This window comes from Cellulomonas sp. B6, from assembly GCF_001462455.1.
GTDB lineage: Bacteria > Actinomycetota > Actinomycetes > Actinomycetales > Cellulomonadaceae > Cellulomonas.
This window is the reverse complement of record NZ_LNTD01000278.1, coordinates 1-14,339: the sequence shown is the minus strand read 5'-3', so window position 1 is coordinate 14,339 and position 14,339 is coordinate 1. Positions and strand designations below refer to the sequence as shown.

General features: G+C 74.8%; 14 protein-coding genes. 10 read left to right on the top strand and 4 right to left on the bottom strand.

The annotated features are described in order from the left end of the window. A partial coding sequence (locus ATM99_RS18415) for a cellulose binding domain-containing protein (RefSeq protein ID WP_062104278.1) occupies positions 1–1,254 on the top strand: 1,254 nt, incomplete at its 5' end. Positions 1,255–1,449: 195 nt separating this feature from the next. On the opposite strand, the gene pgi is transcribed toward ATM99_RS18415, so the two are convergent. After that, on the bottom strand, positions 1,450–3,132 hold the full coding sequence (pgi, locus tag ATM99_RS18410) for a glucose-6-phosphate isomerase (protein ID WP_062104276.1): 1,683 nt from the start codon (positions 3,130–3,132) through the stop codon (positions 1,450–1,452). Between the two features lie 116 nt (positions 3,133–3,248). Here pgi and ATM99_RS18405 point away from each other — a divergent pair, with 116 nt between their 5' ends. Further along, positions 3,249–3,593, top strand: coding sequence for a hypothetical protein (locus ATM99_RS18405; RefSeq protein ID WP_046530415.1), 345 nt, complete (start codon positions 3,249–3,251; stop codon positions 3,591–3,593). On the opposite strand, the gene ATM99_RS18400 is transcribed toward ATM99_RS18405, so the two are convergent. Next, the gene (locus ATM99_RS18400) at positions 3,580–4,875 is read right to left on the bottom strand and encodes a pectate lyase (RefSeq protein WP_062104274.1); all 1,296 of its coding nucleotides are present in this window, start codon (positions 4,873–4,875) and stop codon (positions 3,580–3,582) included. The genes ATM99_RS18405 and ATM99_RS18400 overlap by 14 nt on opposite strands. Before the next feature lie 180 nt (positions 4,876–5,055). Between ATM99_RS18400 and ATM99_RS18395 the strand changes: the two genes are divergently transcribed. The 7 genes from ATM99_RS18395 to nagB all read left to right on the top strand — a co-directional run bounded on the left by ATM99_RS18395 (position 5,056) and on the right by nagB (position 12,555). Then, entirely contained in the window at positions 5,056–6,009 is a 954-nt protein-coding gene (locus ATM99_RS18395; protein ID WP_062104272.1) for a PfkB family carbohydrate kinase, read from the top strand. A gap of 185 nt (positions 6,010–6,194) precedes the next feature. Beyond that, positions 6,195–7,373, top strand: coding sequence for an ROK family transcriptional regulator (locus ATM99_RS18390; protein WP_062104270.1), 1,179 nt, complete (start codon positions 6,195–6,197; stop codon positions 7,371–7,373). Positions 7,374–7,507: 134 nt separating this feature from the next. Next, the gene (locus ATM99_RS18385) at positions 7,508–8,794 is read left to right on the top strand and encodes an extracellular solute-binding protein (RefSeq protein WP_082660065.1); all 1,287 of its coding nucleotides are present in this window, start codon (positions 7,508–7,510) and stop codon (positions 8,792–8,794) included. A 97-nt stretch (positions 8,795–8,891) separates the two neighbouring features. Further along, entirely contained in the window at positions 8,892–9,845 is a 954-nt protein-coding gene (locus ATM99_RS18380; RefSeq protein WP_062104268.1) for a carbohydrate ABC transporter permease, read from the top strand. After that, positions 9,842–10,774, top strand: a complete 933-nt coding sequence (locus tag ATM99_RS18375) for a carbohydrate ABC transporter permease (RefSeq protein WP_062104266.1) — start codon at positions 9,842–9,844, stop codon at positions 10,772–10,774. Before ATM99_RS18380 ends, ATM99_RS18375 begins: the two co-directional genes overlap by 4 nt. 3 nt (positions 10,775–10,777) lie before the next feature. Next, a complete protein-coding gene (locus tag ATM99_RS18370) occupies positions 10,778–11,773 on the top strand; it encodes an ROK family protein (protein ID WP_082660063.1) in 996 nt (331 codons plus the stop codon). Then, positions 11,773–12,555 (top strand): glucosamine-6-phosphate deaminase, encoded by a 783-nt coding sequence (gene nagB / locus ATM99_RS18365; protein ID WP_062104263.1) that lies wholly within the window; start codon positions 11,773–11,775, stop codon positions 12,553–12,555. The genes ATM99_RS18370 and nagB overlap by 1 nt, the downstream gene beginning before the upstream one ends. Before the next feature lie 25 nt (positions 12,556–12,580). Here the strand turns inward: nagB and ATM99_RS18360 are convergent, their stop codons facing one another. Then, entirely contained in the window at positions 12,581–12,964 is a 384-nt protein-coding gene (locus tag ATM99_RS18360) for a GntR family transcriptional regulator (protein ID WP_062104261.1), read from the bottom strand. Further along, a complete protein-coding gene (locus ATM99_RS18355; RefSeq protein ID WP_062104259.1) occupies positions 12,961–13,890 on the bottom strand; it encodes a hypothetical protein in 930 nt (309 codons plus the stop codon). Before ATM99_RS18355 ends, ATM99_RS18360 begins: the two co-directional genes overlap by 4 nt. Before the next feature lie 131 nt (positions 13,891–14,021). Between ATM99_RS18355 and ATM99_RS18350 the strand changes: the two genes are divergently transcribed. Then, positions 14,022–14,339, top strand: a 318-nt coding sequence (locus ATM99_RS18350) for a DUF3039 domain-containing protein (protein ID WP_150118362.1), incomplete at its 3' end; no start/stop codon positions are given.

Below are 14,339 nucleotides of genomic sequence, written 5' to 3'. Positions count from 1 at the left end.
CCCCCGTCGTCCCACCCCGACCGGCGTCACGCCCGCCGCGGTCCGCGCGGCCGGACGCACCGCGCGCTCGCGACCCTCGCCGGTCTCGCGCTGCTCGCGCTCCCCGGTGCGCTCGCGACGACGGGCGCGGTCGCCGCGCCCCCTGCGACGCCGTCCGTCGTGACGCCGCACTCCGTCGGGACACCTGCCGCGGTGCCGAGGGTCGCCGATGACGCCGCTCCCGTGCGCGTCATGCCGCTCGGTGACTCGATCACCGGCTCGCCGGGGTGCTGGCGCGCGCTGCTGCACCGGGACCTCACCGCCGCCGGGCACCGCGTCGACATGGTCGGCACGCTGCCGACGCAGGGCTGCGGCATCCCGCACGACGGCGACAACGAGGGGCACGGCGGTGCGCTCGTGACGACCGTCGCCGCCTCCGGCGAGGCGGCCGCCTGGTTCGCAGCCACGCGCCCGCAGGTCGTGCTCATGCACTTCGCCACCAACGACGTGTGGAGCGCGCGGACACCGCAGCAGGTCCTCGACGCCTGGACGACGCTCGTCGCGCAGATGCGCGCGGTCGACCCGCACGTCGTGGTCGTGGCGGCGCAGATCATCCCCGTCGCGCCGTCGTCGTGCGCGCAGTGCCCGGCCCGCACCGAGGCGTTCAACGCCGAGGTCCCGGCGTGGGCGGCCGCGACGTCGACGCCCGGCTCGCCCGTGCTCGTCGCCGACCACTGGACCGGCTGGGACCCGGCCCGCGACACGTCGGACGGCGTGCACCCGAACGACGCCGGCACGGTGCGCATGGCCGCGACCTGGCTGCCCGTGGTCGAGCGGGCGCTCGCGCTCGTCGAGGGCACGGCGCCGACGCCCAGCCCGACGCCCACCGTCAGCCCGACGCCGACGCCGACGCCCACCGCGACCCCGACGCCCACCGCGACACCCACGCCCACCTCGACACCCACGCCCACCCCGACCGCTGGCGCGGCCTGCACGGCCGCCCTCACGGTCACGAGCCGGTGGCCGGGTGGCTTCGTCGCGACCGTGCGCGTGACGAGCAGCGGCACGTCGGCCACGTCCGGCTGGCAGGTCGCGGTGCCGCTGCCGGCCGACCGGGTCGCGCACGCCTGGAGCGCCACCGTGTCGGGCTCGTCGCCGGTCACGTTCGGGGCGGTCGCGTGGAACGGCGCGCTCGCGCCCGGTGCGGCGACCGAGCTCGGCTTCCAGGGCACGGGCGAGCCACCCGTCGGCGCGGTCACCTGCACGGCACGCTGACGCGGGCCTGACGGGTCGCCGCCGTCGACCGTCGTGTCGCAGGTGCCGCGCCCTCGTCCGGGACCCGCCCGCGGCCCGCGCGCGCGTCCCGGACGCACGACGGCCCGCGGTCCGCACGACCACCCCGCTCGGGGTGCCGTGCCGACCGCGGGCCGCGGTGCGTGCGCCGTCGCCGTGCCGTGACGGCCGCGGGGGTCAGCTCCGCAGCTCGAGGTACCTCGCGATGAGCGACCTGGTCGACGGGTCCTGCGCGTCGAGCGCGCCCGCGTCGCCCTGCACGGCGGGCGCGATCTCCATCGCGAGCTTCTTGCCCAGCTCGACGCCCCACTGGTCGAACGAGTCGATGCCCCACACGACGCCCTGCGCGAACGTGATGTGCTCGTACAGCGCGACGAGCTGCCCCACGACCGACGGCGTGAGCGCGGGCGCGAGGATCGACGTGGTCGGCCGGTTCCCCGAGAACACGCGCGCGGGCACGATCTCCTCGGCGGTGCCCTCGGCGCGCACCTCGTCGGCGGTCTTGCCGAACGCGAGCGCCTTGGTCTGCGCGAAGAAGTTCGCGAGGAACAGCGCGTGCACGTCGGTCTCGCCGTCGCGCAGCGGGTACGCGGGGTTGGCGACCGCGATGAAGTCGGCCGGGATGAGGCGCGTGCCCTGGTGGATGAGCTGGTAGAACGCGTGCTGGCCGTTGGTGCCGGGCTCGCCCCAGAAGACCTCGCCGGTCTGCGTCGTGACGGGCGTGCCGTCCCAGCGCACGGACTTGCCGTTGGACTCCATCGTGAGCTGCTGCAGGTACGCCGGGAAGCGGTGCAGCTGCTGCGCGTACGGGAGCACGGCGTGCGTGTGCGCGCCGAGGAAGTTGACGTACCAGACGTTGAGCAGGCCCATGAGGAACGGCACGTTGCGCTCGAACGGGGTCGTACGGGCGTGCTCGTCGACCGCGTGGAAGCCCGCGAGGAGCTCGCGGAACGCGTCGGGGCCGATCGCGATCGCGAGGGACGTGCCGATCGCCGAGTCGACCGAGTAGCGGCCGCCGACCCAGTCCCAGAACCCGAACGCGTTGGCCGGGTCGATGCCGAACTCGGCGACCTTGTCGAGCGCGGTCGAGACCGCGACGAAGTGCTTCGCGACGGCGTCGCGGCGTGCGTCGTCCGTGTCGGCGATGCGGCCCTCGGCGACCAGGCGCTCCCACAGCCACGCGCGCGCCAGGCGCGCGTTCGTGAGGGTCTCGAGCGTCGTGAACGTCTTGGACGCGACGATGAACAGCGTGGTCGACGGGTCGAGGTCGGCGGTCTTCTGCGCGAGGTCGGTCGGGTCGATGTTGGAGACGAACCGGACCTCGAGGTCGTCGGCGACGTACGGCTCGAGCGCCTCGTAGACCATGACGGGTCCGAGGTCGGAGCCGCCGATGCCGATGTTGACGACCGTGCGCACGCGCTCGCCCGTGACGCCCGTCCACGCGCCCGAGCGGACCTTCTCCGCGAACGCGGACACCTCGGCGAGCACGCGCTGCACGTCGTCGTCGACCTGCTGGCCGTCGACGACCAGCGGCGGCTGCGCGCCCGCGGGGCGGCGCAGCGCGGTGTGCAGCACCGCGCGGTCCTCGGTGACGTTGATGCGCTCGCCGGCGAGCATCGCGGCGAACCGGTCGGTGAGCTGCACCTCGTCCGCGAGACGCGCCAGCAGCGCGATCGTCTCGTCGGTCACGAGGTTCTTCGACAGGTCGACCGTGAGGTCCGCGAGCGGCAGCGTGAGGCGCTGCGCGCGCTCGGGGTCCTGCGCGAACCACGTGCGCAGGTCGGGGCGCAGCGTGCTCTCGTGCTCCGAGAGCGCCTGCCAGGCGCTCGTGGTCGTCGGGTCGATGGGCGGCGTGGGCACGGGGTTCTCCAGGGTTCGACGAGCGGGGTGCGACTCGCGCACCCGCCCACCGTAGGGCCGGTGGGTGCGTTCTCGCACGGGACGTCCGGTCGTGCGCCGCGGCTACCGTGGGCGTCATGTCCCGCGTCCCCGTCGCGGCGGTCGCCGCCACCGGTCTCGTCGTCGCGTTCGCGCTCGCCCAGGGCACGGGCGTGCGCTGGCTCGGCGGGCTGGTGCTGCTGGTCACGGCCGCGTGGTGCCTGCGCGTGGCGGTGCCGCGCGTCGGGTGGTGGCGGCCCGTCGTCGTGCTCGTGGTCGGGCTCGCGCTGTTCGTCGCGTCGCACGTCGCCGCCGACGTCGCCGGGCCGTGGCCGGCCGTGCTCACGGCGGCGGCCGTGCTCGGTGCGACGGCCTGGGGGCTCGTCGACCGGGCACGGCCGCGCGCGCGTCGGACCGGTGCGGGGTCCGTCAGCGGTACGTGATGCCGGACGTGCTGTAGCCGCACGCGGCGCTGGGGCCGGTCGCGACCTTGGTCGGCTCGCCCGACGTGACCCCGCGGTACTCCTCGCAGATCGCGATCTTGCGGGACGGGTCGTTGACCACCGTCACGCCGGTGATCGTCGCGCGGTCCCCGAGGTTGGGGTTGATGCCGACGAGCGCCTTGCCCGGGGCGGTCACGAGCACGTTCTGCACCTGGACGGTGCGCGCGTGCTGGGTCGAGCAGTTGCCGCACGAGCGGTAGAGCTTGCCGAAGTCGCTGACCTGGAAGTTCCTGATCACGAACGTGCCGGGGCCGTTGTGCTGGAACACCTTGTCGGACGCGAGGCGCGCGCCGCCGCCGTCGACCGTCATGGTCTGGGACGCGGACGTGCCCTTGAACGTCGCGGCGTCCTCGCCGACGTCCTCCCACCAGACGTTCTGCAGCGTGCAGGTGCCGCGGCAGTGGATGCCGTCGCCGGCGCCCGTGCCGAGGATGACGTTCTTGAGGACGGCGCCGTCCGCGAGCTCGAACATCGGCGGCTGGCCCTCGTCCTGGCCGCCCGGCGCGATGCCGTAGTAGCGGACCATGCCCATGTCGCGCGTGCCCTGGATCTTGATGGTCGCCGAGACCTTCTGCTGACCCTGCGCTGTCGGCCACGCCGGGAACGCGCCGGGGGCGGTGGTCGGCTGGGGCGTCGGCTGCGGCGTCGGCTGGGTCGGCGCGCCGCTGCCGACCCTCACGAGCTGCCACTGCTGGTTGTACTGGTTGTTGTCCGTGAGCTGCGTGACGGTCGCGCCGTCGGCCGTGGACCGGTCGGTGACCGTGACGACCTTGGACGAGTGCCGGTTGACGAGCCGGACGTACGCGCCGCTCGCGGAGTCGACGAGCTTGAACTGCTGGTTGGTCGCACCGAGGTCGGTGTACTGCCGGAACCCCGCGCCGTCGGCGGTGGACCACTCCCACAGGTCGAGGACCTTGCCCGAGTGCCGCGACTTCAGGCGGTACCAGCCCGACCCCGAGTCGACGAACTGCCACTGCTGCCACGCGCCGTCGTTGCGGGGCCACTGCTGGATGACGGCGCCGTCGGCGGTCGACGTGTCCCGCACGTCCATGACCTTGCCGGACTGCCGGTTGACCAGGACGTACCAGGCGGTGGTGTCGACGCTCGCGGCGGACGCGGCCGGCGCGGTCGTCAGGGCCAGCGTGCCGCCGAGCGCGAGCGCGAGCGCGGCGGTGAGCACGGCGCGCAGCGGCGGCCGGGCGGTGCGGGGTCTGCGGTGCATGGGGTCCTCCCGGGACGGGGGCACGGGCGTGCGGGGAGCCAAGCACGGCCGGGCGGCCCGCGAGAAGGGCGCCGGGCACGGTGAAACGTTGAAGGTGTGAGCGTTCACACGGTCGTGGTCCGGGCGCGCGCCGTGCCTGGTGCGCCGCGGTCGTGCGGGCGCGTCTGGGACGATGCCGCGATGAGCACGCGACTGGTCTGCTGCGGCCTGACGACGCTCGACGTCACGCAGGTGGTCGACCGGGTGCCGGGTGCCGACGAGAAGGTCGTCGCCGACGGCCTCGACGTGACGTTCGGCGGGCCCGCGGCCAACGCGGCGGCCGTGGCGGTCGGGCTGGGCGTGCCGACGACCCTCGTGACGGTGCTCGGCGCCGGCCCGCTGGCGGACGTGGCCCGCGCGGGTCTGGCGGACGCGGGCGTGGACGTCGTGGACCTCGCGCGTGGCGCCGAGGGCGTGCTGCCGGTCTCGACGGTGCTGGTGACGCGCGGCACGGGGGAGCGTGCGGTCGTGTCGGTCAACGGCGCGCGGGCGCCGCACGTCGCGGCGGACGTGCGCGTGCTCGACGGCGCGACCGCGCTGCTGGTCGACGGCCACCACGCGGGTGCGGCGGTGCCCGTGGCGCGCGCGGCGCGCGCCGCCGGGCTGCCCGTGCTGCTGGACGGCGGGTCGTGGAAGCCGACGACGCCGGACCTGCTCGCGGTCGTGGACCATGCGGTGCTCTCGGCCGACCTGCTGGTCCCGGGCCTCGCGGACCCGCGCGCGGCGACGGGCGCGGAGCAGGAGGACGCCGTGGCGGCGCTGCTCGCCGCCGTGGCCGCGCACGGCCCGCGGTTCGTCGCGCGCAGCGCCGGCGCGGGTGACGTGCGCGTGCGGCGCACGGTCGCCGGGGGTGGCGTGGTGCACGAGCGCGTGCGCCCCGCGAGGGTCGGCGCGGGCGACGTCGTGGACACGCTGGGGGCGGGTGACGTGCTGCACGGCGCGATGGCCGCGGCGCTCGCGCGGGGGAGCGGCTCCCTCGACGCGCTCGTCGAGGGCGTCCGGTGCGCGACCGCGTCGGTGCGGCACGCGGGTGCGCGCGGGTGGCTCGCCGCCGCGGACGTGGGGGCGGCCCCCGACGTGCTCACCGGCGTCTGACCTGCCCCTGTCCTGCGCCTGCCCCACTCCTGACCCACTCCTGACCTGCACGGGCGTCGTGCGTCGACGCCCGTGTTACCGACGCGTCGCCCGCCTGGCACGCGCGTGTGAACGCCCGATCACGATGTGATCACGGTCACTCGTGACCCTTGACGGCGATTAGTAAGGAAGGTCTACTAACAAACATGTCCACGACGACGAGGTCCGGGACGGGCCGCCCGGGAGGTCCGGTCCAGCGCCAGCTGCGACCGACCGCCAAGGTGCTCCCCGAGCACGCGCGGGCCCACAACCGGTCGCTCGTGCTCGGGCACCTGTTCCACGAGGGGCCGTCGTCGCGCGCCGACATCGCCCGCAGCACCGGCCTCACGCGGGTGACCGTCTCCGACCTGGTCGCCGCGCTCCTCGCCGAGGACCTCGTCGCCGACCTCGGCGTCCGCTCCGAGGCGCGCGTCGGCAAGCCCGCGACGCTCGTCGGCCTGCGCTCGGCCGACCACCACGTCGTCACGCTCGACCTCACCGACGACGACACCGTCCACGGCGCGGTCATGACGCTCGTCGGCGAGGTCGTCCGACGCGAGCACGTGCCGACCGGGGGAGCGAGCGGCGAGGCCGCCGCCACGCTCGTCGAGGACGTCGCCCGCCGGCTCGTCGAGGCCGCCGAACGGCCCGTCGTCGGCGTCGGCATCTCCTCGCCCGGCGTCATCGACGACGCCGGACGCGTCATCGAGGCGCCCAACCGCGGCTGGTACGACGTGCCGCTCGCGTCCCGGCTCTCCGCCGCGCTCGGCGTCCCCGTGCACGTCGCCAACGACGCCAACACGCGCGCGCTGGGCGAGTACACCTACGGGGGAGCGGACGCGAGCACCATCATCGTCACCGTCGGCCAGGGCGTGGGCGCCGGGCTGCTCGTCGACGGCGCGCTCGTGCGCGGCCGCGGCCACGCGGCCGGTGAGATCGGGCACGTCACCGTCGTCGACGAGGACACACACGGCGAGACCCCGCAGCCCTGCGCGTGCGGGCGCACCGGCTGCCTCGAGACCGTGCTCAGCGCGCCCGCCCTGCGGCGCCGGGTCGCGGGCCTCGCCCCCCAGGACGCCGACGCCGCGCTGGCGTCGGTCGGGCGGACGCTGGGCCGCTGCCTCGCGCCCGTCGTCAGCGCGCTCAACCTCGCCGAGGTCCTGCTCTCCGGTCCGGGCGAGCTGCTCGACGGACCCCTGCGGGAGGCGGCGACCACCATGCTCCGCGACCGGACCATGCCCGTCATCGGGCACGACCTGCGGTTGCGGATGGCCACGCTCGACGAGGACGCGGCGCTCGCGGGTGCCGCCGTGCTCGTCCTGTCCGGGCAGCTCGGGATCACGTGACGGTCCCGAGCCGCGCAACCGGGGCCGGCCCGAGGTCACGTGACGACCTCGAGCCGACCGTCCAGCAGGTCGGCAGCACCACCCCCGGCGGCCGTCGTGGTGACGACCGCCTCGCTCAGGGAAGGGACCCCAACGTGAAGATCCTACGTTTCGGCGCCGCCGGTCTCGCGGCAGCGCTCCTGCTCACGGCGTGCTCCAGCGGCGACACGGCTGGCGGTGACAGCACGGGCGGGTCGTCCGGCGGCTCCGACGGCGCCGAGATCCGCGTGTGGCTCGTCGGCACCGACACGCCCGACAAGGCGCGCGACTACCTCAAGACGACGTTCGAGGACGAGAACCCGGGCTCGACGCTCACGATCGAGGAGCAGTCGTGGACCGGCCTGGTCGACAAGCTCACGACCGCGCTGTCGTCGTCCGACTCGCCCGACGTCGTCGAGGTCGGCAACACGCAGGCCGCGACGTTCACGTCCGCCGGGTTCTTCGCGCCGCTCGACGACGTCGAGGCCGACCTCGGCGGCGACGACCTGCTGCCCGGCTTCGTCAAGGCCGGCACGTGGGAGGGCACGTTCTACGCGGCCCCGTACTACGCGGGCTCGCGCATCGTGTTCTACAGCCAGCAGCTGCTCGGCGGCACCGCGGTCCCCGCGACGCTCGACGAGTACGTGAGCACCGCCGAGCAGATCACGACGCCCGAACGGTCGGGCGTGTGGTTCCCCGGGCAGGACTGGTACAACGCGCTGCCGTTCGTGTGGGAGAACGGCGGCTTCATCGCCGAGCCCGAGGACGACGGCACGTGGAAGGCCGGGTTCTCCTCCGAGGGCGGCATCGCCGGGCTCGAGCAGGTCCAGCAGCTCATGACCACGGCGTCCAACGCCCCGAAGGACGGTGACGAGTCCGAGCTGCAGGTGCCGTTCTGCGCCGGCCAGACCACGTTCCTGTCGGCACCGAACTGGCTGCGCGGGTCGATCCAGGCCGCGGCCGACGCCGAGATCCCGGGCTGCGCCGACACGTACGGCTCCGACCTCCACGCGTTCCCGCTCCCGGGCAAGAAGGCCGGCACGACAGCCAAGGTGTTCGCGGGCGGCTCCAACGTCGCGGTGGCCACCAAGTCGAAGAACGTCGACCTGGCCAAGAAGGCCCTGACGATCATGCTCTCCGACGAGTACCAGACGATCCTCGCCGAGAACTCGATGATCCCGGCCAAGAAGTCGCTCGCCTCGGCGCTGCCGGACGACGAGTTCACGCAGGCGTCGGCCGCGGCCGCCGCCAACGCCGAGCTCACCCCCGCGTCGCCGAAGTGGGGCGACGTCGAGGCGCAGCGCGTCATCCAGGACGCGCTCGTCCAGATCGCGCAGGGCGGCGACGTGCCGACCATCGCCAAGGAGCTCGACGCGACGATCGAGTCGATCCTCAACGGCTGACCCGCACCCCGCCGGGCCCGCGCACCCGCGCGGGCCCGGCCGCCGCGGGCACGACCCGCGCCCGCCCGACCCTCCGCTCGTCCGCCGAAGGAACCCGATGAGCACCAGCACGCTCCCGGCCGCGCCGCCCGGCGCACCGGCCCCGCGCGCCACGCGCGCGATCACCCCCGCCCGGCTGCTGCCGTGGTTGTTCCTCGCGCCCAGCCTCGCGGTGCTCGCGGCCATCACCGGCTACCCGCTCGTACGCATGCTGTGGCTGTCGGTGCACGAGTACGAGCGTGCCCAGCTGCTGGGCGTGCCCGCGCGGTTCGTGGGCCTCGACAACTACACGGCCACGCTCACCGACGCGCGGTTCTGGACCGTCACGGCCCGCAGCTTCGCGTTCATGGTCGTGTGCGTCGTCCTGACGATCACCCTGGGCACGCTCGTCGCGCTGCTGCTCATGAAGCTCGGGAAGGCGATGCGGCTCGTCCTGTCGGTGGGCCTGCTGCTCGCGTGGGCGATGCCGCCGCTGGCCGCGATGCTCGTCTGGGGCTGGATGTTCGACTCGCAGTACGGGGTCGTCAACCACCTGCTCACGCGCCTGGGCTCGACGAGCTGGATGGGTCACTCGTGGCTCATCGACCCGGCGTCGTTCTTCGCCGTGGCCACGCTCGTCGTCGTGTGGGGCGCGATCCCGTTCGTCGCGTTCACGCTCTACGCGGGCTTCACGCAGGTGCCCGGCGAGGTGATCGAGGCCGCGCAGCTCGACGGTGCGAGCGCCCGGCAGCGGTTCTTCGGGGTCCAGGTGCCGTACGTCCGCTCGATCTACGTCGTGCTGATCGTGCTGTCGATGATCTGGGACCTCAAGGTGTTCACCCAGGTCTTCGTGCTGCAGGGCATCGGCGGCATCAAGTCCGAGACCAGCACGCTCGGCGTCTACATCTACGAGATGGGCATGGCGCAGGGCCACTACGGCGCCGCGAGCGCCATCGCCGTCATCTTCACCGTCCTGATGCTCGTGATCTCGGCGTACTACGTGCGCGCGACGGTCAAGGAGGAGGAGCTGTGAGCCTCGCCCCCGCCGGCCCCGCGCCGACGACCGCCACGGACCCGGGCGTCGTCCGTCCCGCCGCACCCGTGACGCCGCGCCGCCGCTCGCGGCGCCGGCGCGCCGCGGCGGTCGGGTGGGGCGTGCTCGCGGCGCTGGTCTCGGCGGCGTTCGCGTTCCCCGTGTACTGGATGGTCAACACCTCGTTCCTGCCGACCAACCTCATCTCGGGCCCCGACCTGCACCTGTGGCCCGACCAGCCCACGCTGCGCAACTACGACACGGCGATGTTCGGGCAGGTCCGCTCGCCGTTCGTGCCGGCGCTGGGGACCTCCCTGCAGGTGACGTTCCTCGTGCTGGTCGCGGCCATGCTGCTCGCGTTCGTCGCGTCGCTGGCGGTCACGCGGTTCCGGTTCCGCGGGCGTCGCGCGTTCGTGCTGTCGATCCTCGTGGTCCAGATGATCCCGGCCGAGGCCATGATGATCTCGGTCTTCCAGATGATCGACTCGGCGCAGCTGCTCAACACGGTCGTCGGCCTGGGCGTCGTCTACCTCGCGGGCGTGCTGCCCTTCACCATCTGGACGTTGCGCGGCTTCGTCAACGGCGTGCCGGTCGAGCTCGAGGAGGCCGCGATGATCGACGGCTGCTCCCGGCCCCGCGCGTTCTGGAAGGTGACGTTCCCGCTGCTCGCGCCCGGGCTCGTCTCGACCGGCGTGTTCGCGTTCCTGCAGGCCTGGAACGAGTTCATCATGGCGCTCATCATCATGACCCGCCCCGAGTCCATGACGCTGCCCGTGTGGCTGCGCACGTTCCAGCAGGCGACCAAGGCGACCGACTGGGGGGCGCTCATGGCCGGCTCGGTGCTCGTGGCGATCCCGGTGGTCGTGTTCTTCCTGCTCGTGCAGGGACGCATGACCGGCGGGCTCGTCTCCGGGGCCGTGAAGGGCTGAGCGATGGAGAGCACCACCCTGGGGGGGACCACGCGCGTGCCCGCGGCGCCGCCCGACCCGCGCGGGCCCGGGTGGTCCGTCGGGGTCGACGTCGGCGGCACGAAGGTCATGGCGGCGCTGCTCGACCCCGCGGGTCGCGTGGCCCGGACGCACCGCGCCGCGACGCGCCCCGGGCCCGACGGGCTCGTGGACGTCGTGACGGCGGCCGTGCGCGCGCTGACCGGGGCGCACGGCGTGCCCGTCGAGCGCCTCGCCGGCACCGGGGTCGGGGTGCCGGGGGTCGTCGACCCGGCGAGCGGGTCGGTCGAGCACGCGGTCAACGTCGGAGTCGAGCAGCCGTTCGCGCTCGCGGCGGCCGTCGCGTCGGTCCTCGGCCCGCGTGCCCGTGTCCGCGTCGAGAACGACCTCAACGCCGCCGTGCTGGGTGCCGCGCACACCGTGGAGCCCGGCGCCGGGCTGCGCGACGTCGCGTTCCTCGCGCTCGGCACGGGCGTCGCGGCGGGGCTGCTGCTGGACGGCGCGCTGCGCCGCGGCTCGCACCGCGCGGCGGGGGAGGTCGGGCACCTGACGCTCGTGCCGGGCGGTCTGCCCTGCAAGTGCGGTCAGGCGGGGTGCATCGAGCAGTACGCGTCGGGCAGCGCGCTCGACGCGGCCTGGCCGTCGCCCGACGCGCGGCCCGCACCCGTCGCGCTGTTCGACGCCGCCGACGGGGGAGACGGGGCTGCCGTCGCGGTCCGCGACCGGTTCGTCGGGGCCGTGGCGGTCGCGGTCCGGGTCCTCGTGCTGACGTGCGACGTCGACCGCGTCGTGATCGGCGGCGGGGTGAGCGGGCTCGGTGCGCGGCTGCTCGACGCCGTGCGCGCCGAGCTGACGCGCGAGGCCGCCGCGTCGCCGTTCCTGGCGTCGCTGGGTCTGACGGACCGCGTGCACCTGGCGCCGCGGGACGTGCCGGTCGCGGCCGTGGGCGCCGCGCTCGTGGGACGAGAGGAGCACGTCTGATGGAGGTCGTCATCGCGCCCGGCGCCGAGCTCGCGCGGCTGGCCGCAGACGCCGTGGAGCGGCTGCTCGCGGAGCGGCCCGACGCGGTGCTGGGGCTCGCGACGGGCTCGAGCCCGCTCGCCGTGTACGACGAGCTCGCGCACCGGCACGCCGAGCGCGGGCTGTCGTTCGCGCGGGCGCGCGCGTTCCTGCTCGACGAGTACGTCGGCCTGCCCGCCGACCACCCCGAGCGGTACCGCAACGTCATCGACGCCGAGCTGGTCCGCCGCGTCGACCTCGACCCCGCCGCGGTGCACGCGCCCGACGGCCTGGCCGACGACCTGCCCGCGGCGTGCGCCGCGTACGAGCGGGCCATCGCGGACGCGGGGGGCGTGGACCTGCAGATCCTCGGGATCGGCACCGACGGTCACGTCGCGTTCAACGAGCCCGGGTCGTCGCTCGTCTCGCGCACCCGCATCAAGACGCTGACGCGGCAGACCCGTGAGGACAACGCCCGGTTCTTCGACGGCGACCTCGACCGCGTGCCGACGCACTGCCTCACGCAGGGGCTCGCGACGATCTCGGCCGCGCGCCACCTCGTGCTGCTCGCACAGGGCCGGCAGAAGGCCGAGGCCGTGCACCAGCTCGTCGAGGGCCCGGTCAGCGCGCTGTGGCCCGCGACCGTGCTGCAGCTGCACCCGCGCGTCACGGTGCTGGTCGACGACGCCGCGGCCGGCCGGCTGCAGCTCGCCGGCTACTACCGCGAGACGTACGCCGCCAAGCCTGCCTGGCAGTCGCTCTGACCCCGGGGCGCCACCTCGTCCCGTCTCACCCCTCCACCGGGCGCGCCTCGGCCGTGAGCGCGCCCCGGACGAGGGCGACGGCCTCGTCGGTCGACAGCCCGGCGGCGCGCGCGGCACGCGCGTAGTCGGCGGCCGCGCGCCGGGCCTGCGCCTGCGCCGGCGCGGCGTCGGACGCGACGACCGTGCCCGTGCGTCGTCGTGTCACCACGACGCCCGCCTGCTCGAGCTCGCGGAACGCGCGCGCCACGGTGCCCGGGGCGAGGCCGAGGTCGGTCGCGAGCGCGCGGATGGTCGGGAGCCGGTCGCCCGGTCGCAGCCGGCCCGCCGCGACGTGGCCGACCACCTGTGCCCGGACCTGCTCGTACACGGGGACGCCCGACGTCACGTCGACCTCGAGCTGGACGCTCACGCGGGGACCGGCAGGGCGGAGGCGCGCGTGGCGCGCACGAGGCCGGTGGCGGCCGCGGCGACGCAGGTGACCGCGACCACGGCTGCTCCCACCAGGGCGAGCACGGCGAGCGCGGCGGGCAGCGGCTCGGCCACGGACGTCCACACGTCGTCGACGCCGTACGTGCCGGTGGAGGCGCCGCGCAGCGCCAGGCCGGTGAACGCCAGGACGCCCGCGAGGGTGGCGCCGACGACGAGCTGCACGCCGGCGAGGACGCGGCCGGCGCTGGCACGGCGCAGCGCCGCGTCGTCGGCGACCGACAGGCCCGTCACCGCGGGCCGCCGGGCGACGAGGTGGAGCACACCGGCGCTGGCCAGCACGACCAGGCCCGTCGCGACGCCCAGCGGGACCCCGTACGGCGCGCCCGGGTAGGGCCCGGACGACGCGGTGAGCTGCTCGTCGAGCCGGAGCGTGACGGTGGTGCCGCCGACGTCGGCGGTGGTCCCCGTGGCGAGCAGCACCAGGAGCAGCGCGGCGCACCACGCCGCGAGCAGGACCACGAGAGGGCGCGGGCCGACGTCGAGCGCCGTGCGCCGCACGAGCGAGGCGCGCCGCAGCGTCCCCGTCGGTGCGGGCCACGTGCGCTCCCCGACGGCGCTGACCAGCAGGAACGCGAGGCCCGCGGCGGCCGGCGCGCAGCCCAGCACGAGCCCGCCGCGGTGGCTCCCGGAGGCGACGGTGGGGACGGCCGCCGCGAGCAGGGCCAGCACGGCCCAGGCGACGCCGCCGACGACGGCGGCGTGCTGCCGGGCGTCGCGGTGGGCGGCGGGCGACGTGACGACGTCGGTGGACGTGACCGTCGTCGCGCGGCGCGGTGCGAGCGCGGCGGCGAGCCCGGCGACGAGCGCGACCACCGCCGCGACGGGGATCAGGACGGAGAAGGCCACGATGCTCCGATCGGTAGATCAATGTGTCGATAGATTGACACAAAGACTGAGGGCGCGTCCAGGGGCGTCACGTCGGGGTCGGTGCGGGCCGTCGCCCGGGGACGTCGGACCCCCGACGTACGATGTCCGACATGAGCGAGCCGACCACGCCGTCCGGACCCGACGACCCGTTCGGGACCCAGGGCGGCACCTCGGTCCTCGAGCGCACGGAGACCCACGAGCAGGTCGAGCCGGGGGACCACGAGCGCTTCGCGCACTACGTGCGCAAGGAGAAGATCATGGAGTCCGCGATGTCCGGCAAGCCGGTCATCGCGCTCTGCGGCAAGGTCTGGGTCCCGGGCCGCGACCCCAACAAGTTCCCGGTCTGCCCGGTCTGCAAGGAGATCTACGACGGTCTGCGCGAGCCGCAGGACGGCGACGACCAGGGCTCCGGCGGTGGTGGGGGCGGG

What these genes read in the sequence shown, in the direction of transcription:
- ATM99_RS18380 (WP_062104268.1), top strand. Translation starts at nt 8,892, where the DNA reads ATGAGCACCAGCACGCTCCCGGCCGCGCCGCCCGGCGCACCGGCCCCG.
- ATM99_RS18405 (WP_046530415.1), top strand. Translation starts at nt 3,249, where the DNA reads ATGTCCCGCGTCCCCGTCGCGGCGGTCGCCGCCACCGGTCTCGTCGTC.
- ATM99_RS18400 (WP_062104274.1), bottom strand. Translation starts at nt 4,875, where the DNA reads ATGCACCGCAGACCCCGCACCGCCCGGCCGCCGCTGCGCGCCGTGCTC.
- ATM99_RS18395 (WP_062104272.1), top strand. Translation starts at nt 5,056, where the DNA reads ATGAGCACGCGACTGGTCTGCTGCGGCCTGACGACGCTCGACGTCACG.
- ATM99_RS18390 (WP_062104270.1), top strand. Translation starts at nt 6,195, where the DNA reads ATGTCCACGACGACGAGGTCCGGGACGGGCCGCCCGGGAGGTCCGGTC.
- ATM99_RS18370 (WP_082660063.1), top strand. Translation starts at nt 10,778, where the DNA reads ATGGAGAGCACCACCCTGGGGGGGACCACGCGCGTGCCCGCGGCGCCG.
- nagB (WP_062104263.1), top strand. Translation starts at nt 11,773, where the DNA reads ATGGAGGTCGTCATCGCGCCCGGCGCCGAGCTCGCGCGGCTGGCCGCA.